This window comes from Chitinophaga sp. 05T412 (genome assembly GCF_056396465.1).
Genome location: NZ_JBFTLN010000002.1, coordinates 234413 through 259388 on the forward strand (window position 1 = coordinate 234413; position 24976 = coordinate 259388).

12 protein-coding genes are annotated in these 24976 nt (G+C 44.5%); 7 read left to right on the forward strand and 5 right to left on the reverse strand.

The features are described from left to right. Positions 1 to 30: 30 nt before the first annotated feature. The 5 genes from AC1DFM_RS04520 to AC1DFM_RS04540 form a co-directional block, all read right to left on the reverse strand. On the reverse strand, positions 31 to 1737 hold the full coding sequence (locus AC1DFM_RS04520) for a SusD/RagB family nutrient-binding outer membrane lipoprotein (RefSeq protein ID WP_477075535.1): 1707 nt from the start codon (positions 1735 to 1737) through the stop codon (positions 31 to 33). A 30-nt stretch (positions 1738 to 1767) separates the two neighbouring features. Continuing rightward, positions 1768 to 5016, reverse strand: a complete 3249-nt coding sequence (locus tag AC1DFM_RS04525; RefSeq protein WP_477075536.1) for a SusC/RagA family TonB-linked outer membrane protein — start codon at positions 5014 to 5016, stop codon at positions 1768 to 1770. A gap of 616 nt (positions 5017 to 5632) precedes the next feature. After that, on the reverse strand, positions 5633 to 7201 hold the full coding sequence (locus AC1DFM_RS04530) for a SusD/RagB family nutrient-binding outer membrane lipoprotein (protein WP_477075537.1): 1569 nt from the start codon (positions 7199 to 7201) through the stop codon (positions 5633 to 5635). A gap of 11 nt (positions 7202 to 7212) precedes the next feature. Beyond that, positions 7213 to 10323, reverse strand: coding sequence for a SusC/RagA family TonB-linked outer membrane protein (locus AC1DFM_RS04535; protein WP_477075538.1), 3111 nt, complete (start codon positions 10321 to 10323; stop codon positions 7213 to 7215). Between the two features lie 207 nt (positions 10324 to 10530). Then, positions 10531 to 11550, reverse strand: a complete 1020-nt coding sequence (locus AC1DFM_RS04540; protein WP_477075539.1) for a LacI family DNA-binding transcriptional regulator — start codon at positions 11548 to 11550, stop codon at positions 10531 to 10533. A gap of 313 nt (positions 11551 to 11863) precedes the next feature. On the opposite strand from AC1DFM_RS04540, the gene AC1DFM_RS04545 reads away from it, so the two are divergent. The 7 genes from AC1DFM_RS04545 (at position 11864) to AC1DFM_RS04575 (ending at position 24829) form a co-directional block, all read left to right on the forward strand. Continuing rightward, a complete protein-coding gene (locus AC1DFM_RS04545; protein ID WP_477075540.1) occupies positions 11864 to 12736 on the forward strand; it encodes an AraC family transcriptional regulator in 873 nt (290 codons plus the stop codon). A gap of 138 nt (positions 12737 to 12874) precedes the next feature. Next, positions 12875 to 13462, forward strand: a complete 588-nt coding sequence (locus tag AC1DFM_RS04550) for an RNA polymerase sigma factor (RefSeq protein ID WP_477075541.1) — start codon at positions 12875 to 12877, stop codon at positions 13460 to 13462. Positions 13463 to 13575: 113 nt separating this feature from the next. Next, complete coding sequence (locus AC1DFM_RS04555; protein WP_477075542.1) at positions 13576 to 14589, forward strand: FecR family protein; 1014 nt, start codon at positions 13576 to 13578, stop codon at positions 14587 to 14589. 5 nt (positions 14590 to 14594) lie between these two features. Continuing rightward, positions 14595 to 18077 (forward strand): SusC/RagA family TonB-linked outer membrane protein, encoded by a 3483-nt coding sequence (locus AC1DFM_RS04560; RefSeq protein ID WP_477075543.1) that lies wholly within the window; start codon positions 14595 to 14597, stop codon positions 18075 to 18077. Between the two features lie 11 nt (positions 18078 to 18088). Then, positions 18089 to 19669, forward strand: coding sequence for a SusD/RagB family nutrient-binding outer membrane lipoprotein (locus AC1DFM_RS04565; RefSeq protein WP_477075544.1), 1581 nt, complete (start codon positions 18089 to 18091; stop codon positions 19667 to 19669). Between the two features lie 388 nt (positions 19670 to 20057). Further along, positions 20058 to 23171, forward strand: a complete 3114-nt coding sequence (locus AC1DFM_RS04570) for a SusC/RagA family TonB-linked outer membrane protein (RefSeq protein WP_477075545.1) — start codon at positions 20058 to 20060, stop codon at positions 23169 to 23171. Between the two features lie 26 nt (positions 23172 to 23197). After that, positions 23198 to 24829 carry a RagB/SusD family nutrient uptake outer membrane protein gene (locus tag AC1DFM_RS04575; protein ID WP_477075546.1) on the forward strand — a complete coding sequence of 544 codons (1632 nt, stop codon included), beginning with the start codon at positions 23198 to 23200 and terminating at the stop codon, positions 24827 to 24829. The last annotated feature ends 147 nt before the right edge of the window (positions 24830 to 24976 follow it).

The following is a 24976-nucleotide window of genomic DNA, read 5'->3' on the forward strand; positions in this document are numbered from 1 at the left end:
GGACTTTTTTTGTTTATTCACTATGCTAAATTACTGTTTATCCCACCAAACACGGCCGGTGTAGGTGTTTGCATCGTTACCATACTCACCGGTTTTCTGCATATCAGAGATCGCATTTCTCCAGTTAGTCATGTTATCGTTGGTACTAGGCTGAGGCAGTGCCCAACGGCGTGGCACCTGCAGGTTGAGACCCTGTGCAGAAACAAATGGCTCGAAAGGCAGGATACCGCCAACTTTAGGCACATCTGCTCTTTTCCATGCACCCCATGCTTCCCAAGGAGATTTATAATGATTCAGGAAGTTCTGGATGTTGATTTTTTCCAGCAATACTGCACTACTACCGGTAAAGGCTACAGCTGGCATGTTGAAATAATCTCTGATGACACTGGAATCTTTCACAGGCACATAGTCTTTGATATTAGCGTCAGCACCCATTTTATCATAAGAAAACACAGATCCGTAGATACCGTTCTGGTACCAGGCTTCTGCATTTTCACTGATGATACCACGTACAGACAGCTCAGATATCATAAAGCACATTTCCGCATAAGTCAGAATTGGCTGTGTATATCTACCCGGACCATTACCTTCCTGGTTCAGATCGAACAGGCGTTTCTGAATGTTGGAAATGGTATCATGGTTTACAGTTACTTCCTGGCCATTAAAGTGCAATACATAGGTCTTCTTTGCAGTCAGCAATGCATATTCCGGACTTTTGCGTGCGGCAGGGCTTGAAGGCAAGCCTACATAACGCCGACCATTATAAATAGCGCCTGCAGGTAAAGCACCACCTGCTTTCAGGCTATCGAAAGCTGTTTTAGTATAGCTATTCTTTTCAAAGAACAGACCCAGACGAGGATCGTTATTGGCACTCATGTATTCTACCATGTTTTGGGCAGGTACAATCGGGCTACCGTCCATTGACCAGTTACCACCGCGTGCGAAGCCTGACGAAGCAGAAATAAATTTCCACTCATCATTCACGCCTGCAAACAGACCAGCTTTGCTTGCCAATACTTCTTTTGCAATAGGACCAACTTTCTCAGGTGATCTTTTCAGCAGGCGCATAGCCAATTTCAAACGCAAAACGTTTCCGGCTTTCGCCCAGTTGGCCGCGTTACCATTGTAGAAAATATCGCCGGAGCCATAGCTTACCTGATTAGGTAAACCCTGGGTCAACGTACCCAGTGCTGCTTTCAGCTCAGCATCCCAGGTAGCAAACAGCGTTTCCTGATTGTCATATACAGGAGTAACGGTACCACCATAACGGGATTGCCAGGCCTGTGTATAAGGAATACTACCATTAGCATCCGATACACGCCACGCAGAGTATACTTTTATAATTTTGGCTATAGCCACGAGTTGTGCATACTTACCTCTCTCCCCTTCTGGCATCTTCTTCACCATCTCCTCGATTTCTACCAGGTTACGGCCGATATTGCTATACAGTGCACCATAGAAACCATTGGTATTAGTGGGGGTGAACAGTGTAGCCACAGAAGAGTTAGGTGCAGCTGTTACAAACTGCATCCACTGCATTTGATAAGAATAGTTATCGTAAAACCAGTCGAAATCACGATCCACGATGCTTTTTACAGATTGTGTAATCAGCAGTTCCGGTGCGGTGTTATCGCTAATATCCGGACTTTTGTTAAGGTCTTCAAAACCTTTGGTACAGGAGCTCAGCATCATACCTGCCAGTACAACTCCTATCCCCCATTTATTAACAGCTTTCATTTTAATTTTTTTTGTTGTTAAACAGTATGATTAGAATCCTACGTGTATCGTTGCACCCAGATTACGGATGAACGGAACTGCGCCATACTCAGAGAATGCAAACGTAGCGTTGTTACGTACAGCTTCCGGATTGATATGGTTAGGCAGGTTGTTAAACAGGTAACCCAGGTTACGACCTACCAGAGATACGCGAAGGCTGGTCAATTTCCAGCGCTCAATCGTCTTTGTTGGCAGGGAGTATCCGATAGATACTTCACGTAATGCTACATAAGAAGCATCGAATACGGAAGTTTCGCGGATACCGATACCCCAATCACCCTGCATCGCATAGTAATCAATTGGTGCAATCGGATCTATATATCCTTTGTCATATGCTTCTTTGAAAGACAAACCATCCAGTTGAACAGTCTGACCATTTTTAGCAACAACAGTAGTTCCTTTACGGAATACACCATCCGGGATCATACCATTATCATGTTTAACACCTTCTTTATCAGTGTAAGTGATACCACCATGTTCTGCATCACGACCGAATACAGTATTAGCAGTTGTACCACGTCCTGTTCCATATTGATGAGAAGCAGAGAAGAAGTCGCCACCAATACGTGCCTGTACCAGGATACCCAGGGTCCAGTTCTTGTAAGTGAAGTTATTAACGAGGCCGAGGTTAAAATCGGGTGCAATGTTACCCACTACAGAATAGCCACGAACATAGTTAGCGCTACCTGATTCGTAGTTAATCAATGGTTTGCCGTTTGCATCACGGGTAAAGCCGTAGTCAGTCACGAGGTCGCCATAAGCGCCGCCCACCTGAGCAATTGCTTTAACACCCTGATCTTCACCCATGGTAATCTGATTTACACCTGGATAGAGTTCAACAATTTTATTTTTGTTACGGCTTCCGTTCAAGGTTACATCCCAGGTAAAGTTCTTATGTTGAATAGGTGTACCGTTGATCGCTATTTCAATACCTCTGTTTACCATAGCACCCGCGTTAATTCTGCGGGACTTCACACCTGATTCTTGTGTAGTAGCCAGGGCCAGGATTTGGTTAGTAATGTTGGTACGATACCAGGCAAAATCCACACCAATACGGTTATTAGCAAAGCGGATATTGGTACCTAGTTCGATGGTTTTAGCCAGGGAAGGTTTCAGGTTCAGGTTAGGTAAAACGTCACTGTTATAAATGTTAATCAGTGGCAGGTTTTCTCCCTTATAGTTGTTGTTGAAGAAGTCTGAATTGTAATACCCTGTATTGATGGTGAATGGATCAGTATCTCCACCTACCATTGCATAAGAGGCACGGAGTTTACCATAGCTTACCCATGAAGGCATCTTATCTTTCAGGGTCTGGGTAAATTCCCATGCACCACTTACAGATGGATAGAAGTAGGAGTTAGTAGTATGTCCATTGCTGTTTTTCGGATAAGTCAATGCAGAAGACCAGTCGTTACGGCCAGTCACATCCAGGAACAGTTCATTGTTGTAAGCAACGCTGGCTGCAAAGAACAAAGAGTTAATACGCTTACGTGGTAACGGCGCGTTTTTCACCTTAACTGCGTTTATACTGTTACTGAGATCGTACAACTGTGGCATACGTAAACCTCCATCTGTCCAGTTGTTGTATTGTTTACCCAGACCACTGTTCCAGGTTTCCGCACCCAGGGTTAAGTTACCGTCAAACTTCTTACCCATTTTAGGAGTAATGATCGCCAAACCGGTAAAAGTATACTGCGATTTATTTACACCAGCCTGAGAGTAGTAACCATTGCTACCACCGAAGTAAGCGTCTGTACCTGCTTCTTTGCGTTCGTCTGCACTTTGTTCGTTACTGAAGTTAGCTTTACCCACAAATTTCAACCAATCAGTTACGGTTGCATTCAGGGCGAAGTTACCCATCAACAGTGTTTCCTTACGGGTCCAGCTGTTATATTCATTCTGGAAGAAGTAGTCAGCACCCGGATGTGTAGCCAGGTCAGCGCGACCGCCGTTAGCACCAACATAATTTTTCTTTTGTCCCCAGTAGCTTGGATCGTAGTTACGTGGGAAGATGTATACCCATTTACGACCAATATTATAGTTGGTATAATCACCACCCTGACGATCAGGGTTCAATGTTTTACTGGTAGCATAAGTCATCCCAACATCTGCACTCAACACTTTAGAGATAACAGAAGACCCGCGGAAAGCGAAAGTATTTCTGCCAAAGCTATTGTTAGGAGATACGCTGTTGTTGTCCAGGTGGGAATAAGATAAACGGAAAGTTCCTTTATCACTACCACCTTCCATAGATACGTTGGTATTGTAGTATTTACCTGTCTGATATAGATCAGTTACGTTATTAGGTCTTGGAACAAACTTGGCAGTAGTACCATCCAGTAATTCTACGTCACGACCATCCATTTTAGGTCCGAAGCTATATCCACTGGCATTTTTATCATACGTACCATCCTGGCCCTGACCATAGAGATTCTGCAGGTCAATTGGAGCACGGTATACTTTTTCCATTTGCACAGTCTGGCTAACGTTCACGCCTATACCTTTTCTCTGAATACCTTTTTTGGTAGTAATCAGGATAGCGCCGTTGATAGCACGGGAGCCATACAAAGCGGTTGCAGCAGCACCTTTTAACACGGATACAGATTCATAATCATCCGGGTTAAAGTTTTTCAGTACGTTACCGAAGTTTACGTCATCGGCAGTAACATCGTTTTCGAAGATTACTCCATCGATCACGAAAATAGGTTGATCCTTACCGGTAAGGGATTTAGCACCACGCAATACAATTCTTGGCGCCGCCTGCGGACCACCAGCTGCGCTGGAGATATCCACACCAGGCACTTTACCTTGCAATGCAGCAACAGGGTTTACTGAGTTGGTTTTAGCCACATCTGCACCCTTCAATTCAGTTACTGCGTAACCGAGTTTACGTGTTTCGCGTTTAATACCCAACGCAGTAACTACTACTTCGTTCAGGTTTTTGTTATCTTCTTTTAATACGATGTTCAAGGTAGCTTGTCCATTAACAGCTACATCCTGGTTGATAAATCCTATATAGGAAAAAGTGATGGTGGCACCGGGTGCTACCTGAATTTTGAAACTTCCATCGGCGCCTGTAGTTGCTCCGTTGGAACTGTTTTTCTCTTTTACGGTGACACCAGGTAAAAGTGTTCCTTTTTCATCCTTTACGGTACCCGTAATAGCTTTCTTATCCTGCGCCCATGCAGTGATACAGCAGCATAAGAAAAGCAACGTGGTGAGAAGAAGTGATCTTCGCATAGCTTCCTTTTGGTTTAGTGAATTATAACAAGTGAATCAGACACATAAGCAAAAAAGGCACGGAGATTCCGGTACCATCGTTCCCTGCATTGCACAGGAATCCCGATGGTAAATACGTGGTTTCCGCCTTAAACTTTAAAATGGAATTACTCCATTGGCATTAATTGTTATTTTGACATTACGTTACAGGTAAAACGTTTTAGCAACATACCTTAAAAAAAAACTTGTGTTATCTCTCTCACATTTTCTATTCACACCAAGTTTTGCATTCAGTCAGAATATCATTTTCAAACTTAGGGATATTTACGAGAAGTGCAAAAAAGATTTAACAATTTTTTTATTTTCCGTTAATGACTCGTTAAGAAAGTGAAAATACTATCTCACTTCACGAAAATAACATCAAAAATCAACCAGTAAAAACAACAAATAATAAATGTAGGCAATACCTTTATTGCATAGTTTTTTTCCACTCACACCTGTGGAGGGTAAAAGCAAAACGTGGACTCCATTCGCTCAAAACACCTTACTGTATTACGTTATATGGCATAACTACAAAAAGGGTTGCTTCCATTTCGAAAGCAACCCTTTTACAAAAAGCCTGACAGATTCAAAACTCTTATGGTTTATCCCACCAAACCGGCGTCATAAAAATATCCGGTCCCTGTATGGCATTTGATGCTTCGATATTCGTTCTGTTCACATCGTAATCGCTGCGGGGATAACGTAAACGCCGCGGAATTTGCCCATTGGTTTCGTTGTTTTTATAGTTCACCGGCGTGAGTACCGGATAACCACTACGGCGCCAGTTAGCATATGCTTCGTACTCATTCAGGAACGTAGTGATGTAATATTGGGTATTGATAGCCTCCAGCTTATTGGCCAGGGAACCCGCTGCTACAGCCGCTGATTGAGCCGTGGCATACGTGGTAGCGGCTGCGTCGTTATATACAATACTGCTGGAATATAAACTCCATTGCCAGATACCCGACTTCACGCCGGTGATAAAAAACTGTACCGGATCGCCTGCAATCCAGCCCCTGGCCGCTGCTTCCGCCTGCATTAGCTGCACCTCTGAATAGGTGATGAAGATATTGGGAGAATTGGGTTGCGCTATTACTTGCTTTGGCTGCGAATAATGCGCGATGTTAGCATCCCCCGTAGAACCAATACCATACACAGGATCAGAGGAATTATCATAACCATTGGGCAGCCCTTTCTGATTAGCCGGTGTATCATCGCCACCGGGTGTGGAATCCACTTTAGGCAGCTCCGCGATAATTTTCAAACGCGGATCTCCTTTCGTTTTCAACATATTCACAAAGAAGCGCGACAGCTTAATCCCCTGATTGGCTTTACCGGTTTCTGCGCGGCTATTAGTATATACGCCTATTACGTGACTATTGGGATTATCATAATCGCCCGGTGCATGCTGAATATAAAAGACATCTTCATTTGCGGTGAACACCCCACCGGCAATGGCCTTCTGTACCCATTGTTTCGCAGCGGCAGGATCTGATTTCTTCGACAGCCGCATCCCAATACGCAGCATCACAGAATACGCCAGCTTCTTCCACTGTGCGGCCGTACCACCATAACCGGAGATATCACCTGCCACGGTACCATTGACATCAATTGCCGCGGCAGCCTGCTCCAGCTCAGTGGCCAGCCCGGTGTAGATAGCTTCCTGCCGGTCGTATTGCGGTAAAAACACCAGGTCGGGATAGGCTTTATCCGCCTGAGAATACGGCACATCACCATAAAGGTCTGTGAGACGCTGCAATACAATGACCCGCGCAATTTTGGCGATGGCATTGTAATTTTTCTGTGTGGCGTCATTCGCCGTTTGATTCATCAGCGTATACAAAATCTTCGTGGCATTCGGATAAAACGAATTGAAGGCCGCGCCGGAATAGTCATCATTGTAGAGGTACTTATCTCCCACATAAGTTAAACTCAGGGAAGATGTATGCTGTACCATAGGACCACAGTAAATAAGATTGGCCCGCCACGCTTCAAATTCGCCACCGGAAGTAAATATCAGGCCACGGGTGAGTAAAATGCTGGGCGCTATTACCGGCGCCGCAGTAGGATCGGTATTGATCTGCTCAAAATTTTTGGTGCACCCGCCCAGTACCAGCGTAGCCGCTATCAGCACCCCGAGTATTTTATATGTTGATGTAGCCATAATCTGTTGTTTTAAAATTTCACATTCAGGTTTAATCCATAACTCCGGGTCTGCGGATATCCCATTAATTCAGCACCCTGACCAGCACCATTGCCATAAGTTGATTCCGGATCTACGTTGGGAATATCTTTGTAAATGATCCACAGGTTACGGGCAACGAACGACAACGATGCTCCTGTGAACGGTGATTTAGTCATGATCCGGGAAGGCAGGTTGTACGTAAGGATCACCTGACGAAGCTTCACAAAGGCCCCATTATAAATAAATGGCTCTGCTATGTTGAAGGCGATATTCTGATAGTAATCCTGCGCAGGAATTACTTTATCCACATATTTAGTAGGATCTACCGCGTCCTGTGCTTTTACCGTAATTCCGCCTTCACGGCCTTGCAAGGTATTTTTCTGTAATCCGAAATAAGTGGCGTAGTCGTTGGTACCGGAGTAAATTTTGTTACCCCAGCGTGCATCTACTAAAATGCCCAGCGAGAAATCTTTATAGGTGAAATTATTATTAAAGCCCAGTGTATAAGGCGCTACACCGGTACCCCAAATCCTGTAGTCACCCTGGAGTGGTTTGCCGGCGCTGTTAAAGAGAATATTGCCGCTGGCATCTCTCTTAAATGCATACCCTTCTATTACCCCAAAAGGCTGGCCTGGCACCTGCTGTATAGTAGCATTAAACGTACGCACATCCGATACTTTCAGAGATTTTAAGTGGCCATCCAGCTGAATCACTTCGCTTTTATTGTAGGCGAAGTTAGGCGTGATGTCCCAGGTAAAGTTTTTAGTACGTATAGCCGTAGCAGTTATCATCAGTTCTACGCCTTTATTACTTACCTTACCTACGTTAATGAAAGCTGTATTAAAACCAGACGCATTAGAGATCGTAGTTTGTACGATATCATCTTTAGTGGTACGGGTATAGTACGCGAAGTCGATATTCAGTCTGTTATCAAACATCCTGGTTTCAAATCCTGCCTCAAAGCTGGTATTCACATAGGGCTTCAATATTGGATTGGGTACTGCATAAGTATTATCCGGCGCTTTCTTCACATCTGCTACGGGGTAGCCGGTGGTGCCTAAGGTCAATGGATTTTGCACATTGTATGACAGCCTTAAACGATAAGGATCTGTATCGCCGCCCACCTGTGCCCAGGAAGTCCTGATCTTCGCGTAATTAAACCATTTCGGCAGTGTCACCGCATCAGACAGCACAAAGCTCAAACCAGCGGAGGGATAGAAAATACTGTTACTGTTGATGGGCAATGTGGAAAACCAGTCATTGCGTCCGGTCAGCGTCAGATACAGGTAGCTTTTAAAGGCTACTTCCGCAGACGCATACACGGAGTTGATCTTCTTTTCGAAGATATCATTGGTCACTGTTTTGGTACTCAGGTTTGTTTGATCATAAAAGAAGGGAATGTAAAAGCCATTACCGGTAAGGAACAGCTTATCATTCTTATTGTGCATCACGTTAGCTCCTACAAAAGCGGTGAGGCGCCAGTCGTTGTTAAACTGCTTGTCTACGCCCAGCATTACATCCGCATTCAGTTCATAAAAATTCTGCCGGGTTTGATCATTGATTTGGCCGCCCACATTATATGCCGTACCAGTAGGTGTAATGGCAAAGTTGCTGCGGTTATACATATCTGCCCCGATGCGTCCTTTGGCATACAGCCATGGGAGGATGTCGTAGCGTAGTTCTGCGGAATTGATGAACCGGTCTTTTTTATCATTCTGCTCAAAATCATATACGGAGAACCAGGGGTTGGTGATATACTGATTCGCGTTCCAATAGCGTTCAAAACCATTTGCATCCAGCTTACTGTCTTTCAGCGTTTGCACGGCTAAGCTGGTAGGCAACATATACAGCGAAAAATTGGCGTTACCGGGAGAATCTGATACCCTGGGGCGGTTGTAGGTACGTTCACGGATATACTTGGAGTATACGTTGAGCGTAAGCTTCTTGCCTAACAGGGCAGACACATTCAGCGAGAGGTTATCTCTGCGGATGCCGGAGTTAGGTAGAATCGCTTCATTTTTCATATCGGTAGCGCCGAAGCGATAATTGATTTTATCGGTACCGCCGCTCATGCCTACGGAGTTGGTAAAGGTGTATCCGCTTTTATAGAATTTTTTAAAGTTGTTTTTCACCGCACTATAAGGGTGGGTTTTACCATCGAACTGGATAACGGGAGAGCCATCCAATTTGGCGCCCCAGCTCATCAATCCGGTGGACGTAGCTTCTGCCTGGGTTTGTGGTTTCAGTCCGTTGGTGCCCATGCCATAGTCGTATTGCCAGTCGAGGTTTTCCACAATAGGACGATCAACGGTGATATTGCTGCTGAATTCTACCCCAACGCCTTTGCGTTTAGCGCCGCTTTTGGTGGTAATCAGTATCACGCCGTTGGAGGCGCGGGAACCGTACAATGCAGCAGCGGTACCGCCTTTCAGCACAGACATCGTAGCAATATCATCTGGATTGATACTGGAGATACCATCGCCTGCATCCATCCCACCGTATTCATTGGCGGTGCCGAGGTTATCGTTATTGATAGGAATCCCATCTACAACGATGAGTGGTTGGTTATTCCGGTTTTTATCAATAGAGGTATTTCCTCTGAGGATAATGCGGCTGGAGCCGGCGGGGCCTGTAGCAGTGGAGGTAACGTTCAGGCCGGCCACTTTACCGGAAAGGGTATTGGCGATATTGGTAGAACGCGCCTGTGTAAGTTCATCTCCTTTTATTTCCTGCACGGCATAACCAAGGGCCTTCTTTTCTTTGCGGATACCGAGGGCGGTTACCACTACTTCGCTGAGGCTTTTCTCATCTGTTTGCAGTATAATATTAAGGGGGCTGTTATTGGCAGGCACTTCCTGCGTAATATAGCCAAGGTAGCGGAATACCAGTGTGCTCCCCGGGGCCACAGTGATAGAGAAGTTGCCATCGGCGCCCGTTACCGTGCCTTTTGAGGTACCTTTTACGAGGATATTTACGCCGGCAAGCCGTTGGCCTCCGACATCCGTTACATTACCGCTAATAGCCTGTTGTGCCCACGTAGCGGTGGTCATTAACAGCAATAGCGCAGTAAATAAAACAAGTTTAATAGATTTAGCCGTCATGCTTTAAATGAATAAAGTGAAGAATAGGAAATACCATGGTGAGGGACAACAGGATTTAGATGGTTGATGGAAATTCTACATGGTTATTGGTTGTTAGATTGTTTGGTGATAGTACTATTAACACTCCTAACCAAAAAGTGTTGGCAGATAGATAAAAAAAACGCCGGCGTAGTGCCGGCGTTGTCAATAACTTTTATGAAGTATGTTTTACGTACGGGATGAAGACTCTCTGACAATGAGTTCCGGCGCCAATACCACTTGCTGCGAATTTGCGGAAGGGTGATTCAATTCTTTCATCAGTACATCTACAATATTTTTACCGATGGCATGAATGGGTTGGGAAACGCAGGTAATAGAAGGGCTGTGCAGGCGGAACAGATCATGATCATCGAATCCTACCAGGCCAATTTCCTTTCCTATTTTCCATCCCAGGGAACGGATACTTTCAATGCCGGAGATGCCTAAGTAGTTGGTAGCAAAGAATACGGCGTCAATATCTTTTATAGAAGTGAGGAACTTTTTTATTTCGTTGTTGAAGCTTTCCCGATCGAGGTCGAAGGGGAGTCGCTTTACATGTGATTTACTGAAAGACAGTTTATGATCTTTGAGTGCCGCTGTAAATCCGTCCAGGCGATCTTTCATCTGTGTTTGATCAGAAGCGATGGTGACGATCGCTATTTTTTTATAGCCTTGTTTGGCCAGATGGGCCGTAGCATCATAAGCACCTTTAAAATTATCGAGCACTACATAATGGCTGCTTACATGTGGGAAGTAGCGATCCATGAGTACCAGTGGTTTTGCTGCGGTTTGCAGCAGTTCTATTTCTTTGTCCAGGTTTTTGGTGGGGGTGATGATATAACCATCCACCTGTCTGTACTTTAATACTTCCAGTAATCCTTTTGCTTTTTCGGTATTGTCTTCCGTGCTGCCGTAGAGTACTTTATAGCCGTATTTATCTGCTTCGTCTTCCACTACTTTAGCCAGTGAAGCGAAGAAGTTATTGGCAATATCTTCCACTATTAACCCGATGGTTTTAGTTTTTCCGGTGCGCAGGCCGCGTGCAAGCTGATTGGGCTTATATTTAAGCCTGGTCGCAATCTTTTGTATTTTTTTACTTACCTGTTCGCTGATTCTTTTCTCCTTCGCTTTTCCGTTTAATACAAAAGATACCGTGGTAGGAGATACGCCGGCTTGCTTTGCAATATCTTTAATAGAGATCCCTTTCATAGAAAAAAATGCTATATCGATTTAGCCTCGCCTAATTTACAAAATGAAGTTGGAAATTACGTTGTTGTACTAATTATTCCAAGGAACTGCTAAAAACTTATCAGTGGGCTTCTGTCAGCCGTGTATCACATAAATTGGTTATTTTGGGAAGAATGATATTTTTTTAACCACTTTTTACTAATTTGGCATGATTCATAGGACGATCTCAATACTGCACACCTACACAAATCAGGTTCCACTACAGGGGAATAATGGTTATGGTAATAAAGTATAGGACTGCCACAGTAATATAGTAGCTTAAATTAATACATGAATGAAACCCATCCTTATTAAAGTTGGGGCTTTTGCCGATAACCAGATCACTATAATAGAGAGAAGTGATCCTTATTTTAATACGCCTTTTCACTTCCACCCGGAATGTGAGTTGGTATATGTTACGGAAAGCCACGGGAAGAGAATAGTGGGTGATAGCATCGAAAGCTTTGAAGAAGGCGACATGGTTTTTCTTGGGCCGCATATACCGCATGTGTGGTATAATGAGGAGGAATATTATAAGGGAGATGACCTGAAAGCCCGGTCTGTAGTGATTTATTTCCCGAAGGATATTTTCGGGGAGAAATTTTATGGATTGCCGGAAACCAAGGCGCTCATTGAGCTATTCCACCGTGCCCAGCGGGGCATGAAAATCACCGGCGCCACCCATGAATTGCTGAAGCCGGAAATCCTGGCCCTGCCAAGAAAAGAGGGACTTGATAGGATTATTTCCCTGTTGCACATCTTAAAAACATTATCAGAAACACGCGACTGCTACTACCTGGCCAGTACCGGTTATTCACATGCCTACAATGTAAAGGATAACCATAAGATTGACGAAGTTTTCAAATATGTAATGAATAACTTCTCCAAAGAAATATCACTGCAGGATGTAGCCAGCATCACCAATTTATCACCACAATCATTTTGTCGCTTCTTTAAGAACCGCACCAAAAAATCGTTCGTTCAGTTTTTGAATGAAGTGCGTATTGGCCACGCTTGTAAGCGCTTAACAGAAGAAGACTGGTCCATTGCTGAAATTGCCTATTCCTGCGGGTTTAAGAACCTTTCCAACTTCAACCGTTTCTTCAAGGAAATAGTAGGTAAAACACCGAAAGAATACAAGAATGAATTACGCCTGAAGGAAGCATGATAAAAATGTAAATATTTATTATTTGGTTATTTAGTTATTTTAAAAAGTAGCTGCCAAATATGGAATTATCAAAATTTTCTTCTTACATTCAAGGTTAGTAATTATCAACCAAAACACAGTAATTACTACTGTAATTCAATGTACAGCAGTTATTCAGATAACCAGTTAGTATCGCTTCTTAAAAGCGATGATTGCGCTGCCTTCAATGCCATCTACGACCGCTACAGTAAGCTATTGTACCTATTTATACATAGTAAACTGGATGCGGCAGAGATCAGCAAAGATGTACTGCAGGAGCTCTTCATTTCCTTATGGGAAAAACGGCACTCTCTGGTGCTGAAAGAATCGCTCAAAGCATACCTGTACCAGGTAGCCCGTCACAAAATCATAGACATTTACCGCAAAAATGCCACGTACCGCAAATACCTGCAGCAATTGATTGAACACTTCGATGCACAGCCGCATTCTATTACGGAAACCGTGGACAATAAAGCCAGGACGCAGGAACTGTTTGAAGCAATCAACCATTTGCCGGAGCGCATGAAAGAGATTTTTATGCTCAGCCGCTTCGAAAATCTGACCGTAGAACAGATATCCACACATTTAGGCCTGTCTCAACAAACAGTTAAAAACCAGATTACCAAAGCATTAAAGATATTAAGGGCTAACTACGCCAGAACTGACCTTATCATCATTCTGCTTTTCATCTACTTTATCACCGCTTAACCGGTTTGGTGCCGGTGTCCGGTGCAAAAACGTTTAACTACGAAAAAAAATAAGGGTACAATGGTACCTTTTCCACGTTATTACGACTTAAGAACACATAAAACGCCAACAAGGTGGACACAGAACAGATAAAAATATTGCTGGAGCGATATAATCAGGGGAGTTGCTCACCGGAGGAAGCGGCTATTGTAGAACAATGGTTTGAGAATATCAATCGTCATCAGTCTACCTACATAGAAGAAAAAGAGCTTGACCGGGAACTGGATCAGATAAAGTTGCAATTAAACCAGCACATTGCGCCGGCACCTAAAGTGCGACGGATGAATGCCCGTTACTGGTATGCAGCGGCTGCCGCTGCAGTATTATTAGCTGCAGGCACCTTCTGGTTGAATCAATCCACCCAACAAACCGCTACCACTCCAGGCGCCACTACCGCACCACTGGCGGTAAATCAGTCGAACCGTGTGGTCCGCAATGGATTTGTAGAAATTACCACCACTAAAGCACATAAAGAAGATATTACCCTGGAAGATGGCAGTACCATCACCCTCAATGGCAGCAGTAAAATCCGCTACCCGGAACATTTCAGCGACAGCACCCGCGTTATTTTTCTGGAAGAAGGGGAAGCCTTTTTTAATGTAGCCACTGACGCCCGTAAACGCTTCGTGGTAAATGCCGGAGAACTGGCTACCACCGCTTTAGGGACATCTTTCAATATCAGAGCCTACGCTATAGAAAATAAAGTAATAGTAGCCCTGGTAAGTGGAAAAGTAAAAGTAGATCAATTGAATAAAAACGGCTCTCTGATCCTGCTCCCCAGCGAACAGCTCAGCTATGACCGTATATCACTCAGTGTCATTAAAACCAATTTCAATAAACCAGAAGAAATCACCGGTTGGAAACAAGGTTACCTCGTATTCAGAGATGCTCCTTACAGTGAGTTAGTAACAGGCATAGAAAATCGTTATGGTGTCACCGTTATGAATGAAAGCAACAAAAAAGAATGGAATTATACCGGCTCTTTCAAAAATGAAAACCTGAAAGAAGTAATGGATATTATCAGCCTGGCTAAATCACTTTCCTATACCATTAAAAACGACACCGTTTATCTGCAAAACAAAAACTAGTCCATATGAGGGTAAGGCCATGCCCCATGAAATGGTTTGTATTCATGGGGTTAATGCTGACGCTTTTGTTGGCGGGGGGCTTGTACACACCGACTAGTGCTTTTTGGCAAACTCCCGACCCGCCCCCGATTGTCGTCACCATCCAGGTGAAAAATAAAAACCTGGAAGACGTAATGACCGAAATTTCGGCAAAAACAGGGCTAAACTTTCATTACGACAAAGCCGATCTGAACCTGAAGAAAAAGATCACGTTAAATTGCACCAAAACACCCATCGATGAAGTGCTCTTATTAATGTCGGCCCAATCAGGATTAAAGTTTATCCACATCAACAACAAGATCATTGTAGGCGCAGCAAGTGACACCAAAAATTCACCCACTGTAGATCTGCTGAATCATGTATCACTGGAAAGAGACATAACAGGAATAGTACGCGACAATAAAGGCACGCCCCTTCCTGGAGTTACTGTACAGATTAAACATACGAATAAAGGAACCCAAACAAACGCCGATGCTGGTTTTACTATAAAAGCCAGCACCGGCGATATGCTTGTATTCAGTAGCGTCGGCTATCTTACCCGCGAAATACTGGTAGGTACAGAAAACGACATGACGATACGCTTGCAGGAAAATGTGAAAGCCCTCAATGAGCTGGTAGTAACCGCTTTAGGCCTGCAAAAAAGAGCCAAAGAACTCCCCTTCTCCACCCAACAACTGGATGGAGATGATGTGCAACTGGTAAAAGACGCCAACGTTATTAACTGCCTCAGTGGAAAAACCGCCGGCGTCACCATTACCCGCAGCGCTTCCGGTATAGGCGGCTCCGTTAGAGTGGTATTACGCGGCAACAAATCAACACGCGAAAATCAACCGCTATATATCGTGGATGGAGTACCCTACGCCAATTATACCCCTTCCCAACCCGCCGATGTATGGGGGCAATCCCACAACATCATTGGCGCCGGTGGCAGAGATGGCGGCGACGGTATTTCCAATATCAACCCTGATAATATTGAAAGCATCAGCATCCTGAAAGGTGCTTCCGCCGCCGCTTTATACGGCAGCCAGGCAGCTAATGGCGTGATTCTTATCACTACCAAAAARGGTAAAGCAGGCAGAAGTAAAATAGATGTTGCTTCCGACTATACCCTCGAAACACCTTCCCTCCTGCCCTCGCTGCAATACCGCTATGCACAAACAGATCCACCCGGACCGGACCGTGTAGGCAGTGCACAACCCGGCTCCCTGGGCAGCTGGGGACAATCGATCCACGTTCCCGATCACGTCAAACATTTCTATAACACCGGTTCCACCTGGACCAATACCATCGCCTTCAGTGGCGGCACCGAAACCGCGCAAAGTTATTTTTCCTACGCCAACACCACCAACAAAGGCATATTGCCTACCAATAAATTCAACCGGCATACCGTCAACTTCCGCGAAACGTTGAAGCTGTTGAATGAAAAACTGTTAATGGATGCCAATGTATCGTTTACCGCGCAAAACACAGAAAACAGGCTTTCTTCCGGATTATACTATAGTCCGATTTCCGGCTTGTACGTTTTTCCACGGGGACAAGACTTCGACTTTTATAAAACCCACTTCGAATATTACGACACCGGCAGGAGTCTTTATTTGCAGAACTGGTGGAATATACGTGCGGATAAAGGCTGGATAGGCCAGGATGATCAGCAAAACCCGATGTGGGCACTCCAACGCAACATCCGGTTGGATACCCGCTACCGGGGCCTCGCAACGCTGTCGCTGACCTGGCAGCTAAACGACTGGTTAGCCATAAAAGGACGGGCTAATTTCGACAAATCACTGGACCAATATGAACTGGAAGCCTATGCCGGTACACAAATAGTGCTTTCCGGTGTGAATGGACGTTATACCCTGGAAAGAGAATTCAATACCCAACTATATGGCGACCTGATGGTAAATGCCAGCCATAAAATAAATAACTGGCTACACCTGGCCGGTAATATGGGGGCCAGTATTACTGATACCAAAGCACATGAACGTGCTTTCAACGGCTCCAATCCCAATGCCAATCCCGGACTGATTTATCCCAATAAATTTTCCGTTTCCAATATTACCAGTACCTCCATGGATGCGCAGCATAGCGTGGATCAAAAACAATTGCAGGCATTATTTGCCAATGTGCAGGTAGGATTTAAGAACTTTCTGTTCCTGGACCTTACCGGTCGGAACGACTGGTCAAGCACCTTCGCTTTTACTTCTACCATGAATAAAGGCTACTTCTATTACTCCGCGGGCTTGTCGGCGGTATGGAGCGATGTATTTAAAATGCCGGCGCCAATAGACTTCCTGCGTTCGCGGATTTCCTATGCCCGTGTGGGCAATGATATTGCGGCCTATGCCTCCCGGCCGGCGCAGTTTTCCCTGCAAACCGTGGCAGGAGTGAGCCGGGTAGTACTGAATCAACGCATTCTTTATCCGGGTCTTAACCTGGAACCGGAAGATAACAGGGCCTTTGAAATAGGACTGGAAGCACATCTGTTCAAAAACAGGATCACCGCGGATGTTACCTTCTATAAAAATAATAACTACAAACAGTATATGGAAGTCCCCGCACCGCTGGGGATCAAGTACAACACGTATTACCTGAACCTGGGTAATATCCAGAATCAGGGGCTAGAAGCTACTCTAACGTTAATGCCTATACGCAACAAAGCACTTTCCTGGACCAGCACCATTAATTTCGCCGCGAATCAAAACAAAATAGTATCGCTCACCAACTCCAGGATTATTGGCGCTGACAGCAGCAGCATGTTTGTGCTGACAGACTTTGGGGTAAATATGTTTGGGTCTTTTATCCAGGAAGGCGGTTCCTGGGGAGATATTTATTCCAACAAAGAACTAATAAAAGACGGGAAAGGCAACTATCAGCTGGACGCTGCCGGCAAGCTGCAAACCCGTAATGCATTTAAAAGAGTAGGTAATCCCAACCCCGACTTCACCCTGGGATGGAATAACAGTATAGATTATAAAAACCTTAACCTGAGTTTCCTGATAGATGGCCGCTTTGGCGGCAAAGTCATGAGCGTTACACAGGCGGTGCTGGATTGGTATGGTGTCAGCGAAGTCAGTGCACTGGCCCGTGATAATGGTGGTGTAAACATTAAAGCCGTCAATAAAAACGGGACACCATTTACCGGGAAATTGGATGCACAAACATATTATACCACTATCGGCAGCCGTGCCGGTGTGGGAGAAATGTATATGTATGACGCCACTAATATCCGTTTACGGGAATTGAGTCTGAGTTATCGTATTCCTTTAAAGTGGAAATGGATACGCAACGTACGTGCAGGTATCATTGGCAGGAACTTATTCTTTTTTGAACTGCATGCCCCCTTCGACCCGGAAGTATCCATGGGTACGGGAAATGGTCTGCAGGGAGTGGATGTATTCGGACTACCGCCGGTGCGGAGTATCGGTGTTAATTTAAGATTAGGCATTTAAAATACCCTCAAATGAAAAACTGGAACATCATTGCTTTATTCGCCTTGCTCACTTTGGTACTCGCCAGCGCGTGTACAAAAAAATTTGCCGACATTAATACCAACCCATACGACTTTAATGAAGATGAGCTGAGAGCTGATTTTCGGTTGATGGGAGAACCCTTATCACAGGCGCAGTTAAACCTGCTGATTTATAACGACCCTCCCAATGCCCAGCTGCAGCAGAACCTGAATGCAGATGTATTCTCCGGCTATATGATGACGCCCACTCCTTTTGAAGGCAATATCAATAACACCAACTATGGATTACTATACCTGTGGAATAATCATCCGTGGGAAGTAGCGTATGATTTTGTGATGAAGACCACTGATTTTGCACAAACGAGGGCTAAAGATACGTTTACGGATTTCTATGCCTGGGCTCAGATCATCAAAGTAGAGGGCATGCATCGGATCAGTGATCTGTATGGACCTATTATTTATACCCATTATGGAGAAATGAATGCAGAAATGGGAATAGAATTCGATTCCCAGCAACAGGCTTATTACGCCTTCTTTAAAGATTTGGAGCAGGGCATAGATACCCTTACCGCGTATATCAACCGGAAAGCGCCGCAACGTTTTGCGGCATTTGACCTCGTGTACAAAGGTGATTATACGCAGTGGGTAAAATTTGCCAATACGTTGCGCCTGCGGCTGGCGATGCGCATCTCCGGGGTAGATCCCAAAAAAGCGCGGGAAGAAGGGGAAGCAGCGCTCAGTCATCCGTTGGGTTTATTACAATCCGCCCCGGAAGACAATTTTGCGGTAGACATTTCTCCCGTGACCCATCCGTTAAATATTATGTGTTATACCTGGGCGGATGTGCGGATGAGTGCTCCTATGGAATCTTATCTTACCGGCTATAAAGATCCGCGGTTATCTCATTATTTCGTGCCTACTGATGAGGGTACGAATGTATATCATGGTATACGCAATGGCATTAAGATTACTGCGAAAGAAGAATACAGCGGATTTTCGCCGTTGGTAAGACTTGACAACCGGATTCTTTTTATGACCACTGCGGAAGCGTATTTCCTGAAAGCAGAAGCAGCATTAAATGGCTGGAAAGGTGCGGGCAATGCGCAGGCTAATTACGAAGCAGGCATTGCCGCGTCTTTTAAACAATACAATATATCCAATGCCAACATATATGCGAACAACGCCACTAATATCCCTGCGCCATATATAGACCCACAAAATGCAGAAAACAACGTGCCTGTGGGGAATAAGTATTTAAGCACCATCACTATTAAATGGAATGAGAGCGATGGTATAGAGAAAAAGCGGGAACGCATTATTACCCAGAAATGGATTGCAGGATTTCCAGAAGGTGTGGAAGCATGGAGTGAATTTCGTCGTACGGGTTATCCGAAACTATTTCCCGTAGTGATTAACAATAGTAATGGTACTATTCCCAGCGATAAATTTATCCGTCGTTTGCCGATGCCTCAGCGGGAAACGAGTACCAATCTCCTGGCAGTGAAGCGTGCAATTGCCACTTTAAAGGGAGATGACAATGGTGGAACACCGCTCTGGTGGGACATTCGATAAGATTTTAAAAAAAGTTAAAAAAATTTTAAAATACGATAGTACTATTTATAAGTACACACGACTCCTTCTCTGTAGCGCAACATTTCAGCGCTCAATAGCTATGCTACTCTGTAAATTCAGGACGTTAGAAAAAACACATTTCATGTAAGAAAAACGCAAAAAATACTGCTGTGACTGAACCCGGATAATACATTGCCATAGGCGATGAGGCTTTGCACGCTCCTATAGAAAGGTAGCTAACAGTAATACATATACGAAAATAGGACTAAAAGGATGGTGCACGCCATGCTAACGGCTCCGTATTTTCTAAACAAATGCACGTTATCGAAAAATGGTCAGTTTAAATCAATTATACAAATCCCATTTATTAACCAAAAAAAAGGCAAGTATGAAAAAAAACCTACGCCTTATGAAAGTGTGTGCTATGACCGGTCTGGCGCTCACTTCCATATTAGCAGACAGCGTATATGTGAAGGCAGCCGGCAATACGTGGTCGCCCGCATCTTCATTTCGTAGCGCTTATCAGGAAAAGGAAATTGGCGGATCTGTAAGAGATGCTAAGGGAACCTTACTTCCTGGTGTTTCCGTGCAAGTAAAAGGAACCACGAAAGGAACTCAAACAAATAACCAGGGTGCATTCCAAATAGCCGCCAAATCAGGCGATGTATTGGTATTCAGCTCTATCGGATTTGAGCCAACAGAAGTAACAGTAGGTAGCAGTACTACCCTGAATGTGAAGCTCAACGACAATGTAAAAGGATTAAATGAGTTGGTAGTAACCGCACTCGGTGTGAAAAAAGCGGCCAAATCACTCACGTATGCCACACAACGTATCGGTAACGAAGAAATCAGTACCGTTAAAGATGCGAACGTAATGAACTCCCTCAACGGTAAAGCGCCTGGTATCACTATCAGCAAAAGCAGCTCCGGTGTTGGCGGTTCTGTAAAAGTAACTTTACGCGGTAGCAAATCAGCGCAAAGTTCCAACCAACCGTTGTATGTAATAGATGGTATTCCCATGACCAACTACACTACACAACAACCTAACAACACCTGGGGTGGTAACGGTGATATTGACTATGCGCCGGGTCGTGATGGTGGTGATGGTATCTCTAACCTGAACCCGGACGACATTGAAAGTATGTCTGTATTAAAAGGTGCTTCTGCAGCAGCTTTGTACGGTAGCCAGGCCGCCAATGGTGTGATCCTGATTACTACCAAAAAAGGTAAAGCAGGTTTGTCTAAAGTAGATTTCTCCAGCGGCCTTACCCTGGATAAAGTGGCTTACACACCTAAATTCCAAAACTCTTATGGTCCTACCTCAGATGGTGCGCTGCAAAGCTGGGGACCGGCCATTTCCAGTGCACATGATAATACCAAAGACTTCTTCCGCACTGGTAATACCTGGATCAATTCCATCAATTTCTCTGGTGGTACAGAAAGAGCACAAACTTTCATTTCCTACGCCAACACTTCTGCAGAAGGTGTAATGCCAGGTAATGACCTGAAACGTCACAACTTTACGTTCAGAGAAACCGGTAAATTCCTGAATGATAAATTAACGTTAGATGGAAATGTGAACATCGTTACACAAAAGTTAGACAATGGTCCGGTATCTGGTCTGTACTTCAACCCACTAACAGGTTTATATCTGTTCCCAAGAGGGGTGGATATCACACCTTACAAAAACAACTATACCGCGTTTGATAAGACCCGTCAGTTAGATTTGCAGAACTGGCCATACCTGGAAGATTTGCAGCAAAATCCATGGTGGATCGTCAACAAAAATCCGCTCTTCTCTACCCGTAACAGAACACTGGCCAGCATTTCAGGAAAATATGACTTTAACGACTGGCTGTATGTACAAGCACGTGGTAACATGGACCGTACCAACGATACCTATGATGCCAACATTTATGCAGGTACACAGGGAACACTGGCAGGCCCTAATGGCCGTTATATCACCAACAATCAGACCACCACACAAATGTATGGTGACCTGATCGTAAACATGAACAAGTCCTTCGGTCTGTTTAAATTGAATGCCCTCCTGGGAACCAGCATCAACGATATCAAGACTAAAGGTACTTCTGGTGACTCTTTCGCCGGCGATCTGTATGTGGCTAATTTCTTCGTGCTGCAGAACATGAAACCAGGCGGACAGATTAATACACTGCCAGAAAACCACGAACAATTACAGGCAGTATTTGGTAACGTAAACCTGTCTTTCAAAGACCTGGTATTCCTGGACTTCTCTGGTCGTAACGACTGGTCTTCCAAGCTGTCATTTACACCGAATGTGTCTTACTTCTACCCTTCCGTAGGTGCTTCCGTAATGGTACATCAGTTACTGAACTTACCAGAACCAGTTAGCTATGGTAAAGTGCGTTTCTCTTATGCTGACGTAGGTAACTCTGTACCGGTGTATGTAACGCATCCTGTAACCCGTTTAGGTACTGTAGGTGGAACATTTGCCTTCAACAACGTAACTCCTTTCTATGACCTGAAACCAGAAAGAACAAAATCACTGGAAATAGGTACAGAATGGCGTTTCCTGCAGAACAAATTAAGCTTTGACTTCACTTACTATAAAACAAATACCCGTAACCAATACTTCCGTATTGCAGTACCACCAGGAACCGGTTACGCTTTCCGCTTCATCAACGCGGGTAACATCCAGAACTCCGGTGTGGAAATCATGTTAGGTTATAATGTAATTAAAACCAAATCATTCAGCTGGAATACCACCCTTAACTACTCTCAGAACACCAATAAAATCGTAGAACTGGCGCCAAACATTGATCAGTTTGTACTCACTCAGGTAGGAACTAACAGCTTTGGTTCAAATCTGATAAAGGGTGGCTCTTATGGTGATATTTTCGGTAAAAAACTGGTACGCGACGACCAGGGACGTATCGTAATCGGTGCGGATGGTAAACCTCAGGTAACTGCCAACCAATTCATTGGTAACCCTAATCCAAAATGGCAGGGTGGATGGAGTAACAATCTGACTTACAAAAACTTCGCCCTGAACTTCCTGGTAGATGGCAAATTTGGCGGTAAAGTAATGTCCCTTACACAAGCAATGCTGGATAAATATGGCGTATCTGCAGAAACTGGTGACGCCCGTAAAAATGGTGGTGTAGCGATCAATGGCTATAACCCAACTACCAAAGAAGCAGTAACGAAAGTTGATGCTGCTACCTGGTATGGTACCGTTGCCGGACGTGACGGAGCGAGTGGTGAGTACCTGTACGATGCTACCGTAGTAAGACTGCGTGAAGCTTCTCTTGCCTACAATATTCCATCCAGCGTACTGGGACATGGCTTTGTGAAAAACATCCGTGTGAGCCTGATTGGCAGAAACCTCTGGTACATTAGCAAGAAAGCGCCATACGATCCAGAAATCACCATGTCTACTGGTAACGGTCTTTCTGGTGTTGACGTATTCAGTTTGCCTGCAACCCGCAGCTATGGCCTTAGCCTGAATGTTGGATTCTAATGATGTTCACCTTTAAATCAAAGCAGATGAAAAAGATCAGATTCAAATTATATTCCCCGTTGGCTGCTGTGCTTTTAGCGGCTGGCATCATGGGCATGAGTGCCTGTACCAAAAACTTTAAAGAATACAATACAGATAAAACCGGATTAAGTGATGATGACCTGAAGGCTGATTTTAACTTCATCGGAGGTTATTTTCCACAAATCCAGTCTTCTATTTATTTCAACTTCGGTAATACCACCGGTGACTATCAGTTACAGCAAAACCTGAACGCAGATGGTTATTCCGGGTATCTGATGCCTCCGCACGATTTCGTAGGCAACCAGAATAACCTGTCGTACGCCATGATCAGCGGCTGGAACAACTCTACGTTCAATCTGGCCTACAACAACGTAATGGGCCCCATCAATGAAATCAAGCGCAGAGGCGGACAAATCATTGCACCTGATTTCTGGGCCATTGCCCTGATCCTGAAAGTAGAAGCCATGCACCGCGTAACTGACGTATACGGACCTATTCCTTACAGCAGTTACGGTAGCGGTGGTACTACTTCCTCTTATGACTCACAGGCAGATATCTACGATCGCTTCTTCAAAGAACTGGATACAGCCAATACCACGCTGCAGGCATTTGTAGCAGCCAATCCCAGCTTAACACCGTTCGCAAAATTCGACATGGTGTATGGTGGCGACTACAAAGAGTGGATTAAGTTTGCGAACTCCTTACGGTTACGTTTGGCGATACGCATAGCTAAAGTGGACAAAGTACGTGGAAAAGCAGAAGGTGAAAAAGCCATGGACCCTAAAAACGGCGGTTTAATGGAAAATAACAGCGATAACGTACAGGTATCCGGCTTTGGTCTGAGACACCCATTATACACTATCATCACTTCCTGGACAGACTGCTCTATGAATGCTGCGATGGAATCGTTCCTGGTAGGTTATAATGACCCTCGCTTGCCAAAATACTTTGATCATGCCAGCGGCTTTCCCGGCAAATACAAAGGTATCCGCACTGGTGCCGCGGTTAAACCTAAACCAGATTACCTCGCCTTTTCAGTTCCGGCAGTAGCAGAAACCAAAACGTTCACTAACTACACGCCTATACAGCTGATGGTATGCTCTGAAGTTTTCTTCCTGCGTGCAGAAGCAGCTTTGAGAGGATGGAGCAATACAGGTGGTACCGTACAACAATTGTATGAAAAAGGCATCGCCGCCTCTTTAAGCCAGTGGAAAGCAGATCCGATTGCTGTTTCTAATTATGTGAATGATAACACCAGCAAACCGATCGACTACGTAGATCCACTCAATGCAGCCAACAATGCCACTGCCACTACTGACCTGACCATTAAATGGAATGAGGCAGACAATTTCCAAAGAAAGCTGGAACGCATCATCACCCAGAAATGGATCTCCGGTTTCCCTGAAGGACAGGAAGCCTGGTCAGAATTCCGCAGAACAGGTTATCCTAAACTGTTCCCTGTAGTGAATAACTACAGCAATGGTGAAGTAGATACCAAAATACAGATCAGAAGATTACCATTCCCTGCTGATGAGTATACTTCTAATAAGGCAGAAGTAGACAAAGCTATTCAGCTGCTGTCAAAGAAGAAAGACTCTCCGGGAACACCACTGTGGTGGGATGTAGTAGAACCTTGATCTGACACAAATTCTTATTTTGAATCGCGTGCATAAAAAAGGCCGGTCCTGTTGAGGACCGGCATTATATAACAACCACGCGTTTCTTTAGATATTTTCATTTTAGCATTCAATCAACATAGGTCACATTCAAGTTTATAGCCGTTG

Excerpts from the sequence above, each read along its gene's own strand:
- AC1DFM_RS04520 (WP_477075535.1), bottom strand. The coding sequence starts at position 1,737 with ATGAAAGCTGTTAATAAATGGGGGATAGGAGTTGTACTGGCAGGTATG.
- AC1DFM_RS04525 (WP_477075536.1), bottom strand. The coding sequence starts at position 5,016 with ATGCGAAGATCACTTCTTCTCACCACGTTGCTTTTCTTATGCTGCTGT.
- AC1DFM_RS04530 (WP_477075537.1), bottom strand. The coding sequence starts at position 7,201 with ATGGCTACATCAACATATAAAATACTCGGGGTGCTGATAGCGGCTACG.
- AC1DFM_RS04535 (WP_477075538.1), bottom strand. The coding sequence starts at position 10,323 with ATGACGGCTAAATCTATTAAACTTGTTTTATTTACTGCGCTATTGCTG.
- AC1DFM_RS04540 (WP_477075539.1), bottom strand. The coding sequence starts at position 11,550 with ATGAAAGGGATCTCTATTAAAGATATTGCAAAGCAAGCCGGCGTATCT.
- AC1DFM_RS04545 (WP_477075540.1), top strand. The coding sequence starts at position 11,864 with ATGAAACCCATCCTTATTAAAGTTGGGGCTTTTGCCGATAACCAGATC.
- AC1DFM_RS04550 (WP_477075541.1), top strand. The coding sequence starts at position 12,875 with ATGTACAGCAGTTATTCAGATAACCAGTTAGTATCGCTTCTTAAAAGC.
- AC1DFM_RS04565 (WP_477075544.1), top strand. The coding sequence starts at position 18,089 with ATGAAAAACTGGAACATCATTGCTTTATTCGCCTTGCTCACTTTGGTA.
- AC1DFM_RS04570 (WP_477075545.1), top strand. The coding sequence starts at position 20,058 with ATGAAAAAAAACCTACGCCTTATGAAAGTGTGTGCTATGACCGGTCTG.
- AC1DFM_RS04575 (WP_477075546.1), top strand. The coding sequence starts at position 23,198 with ATGAAAAAGATCAGATTCAAATTATATTCCCCGTTGGCTGCTGTGCTT.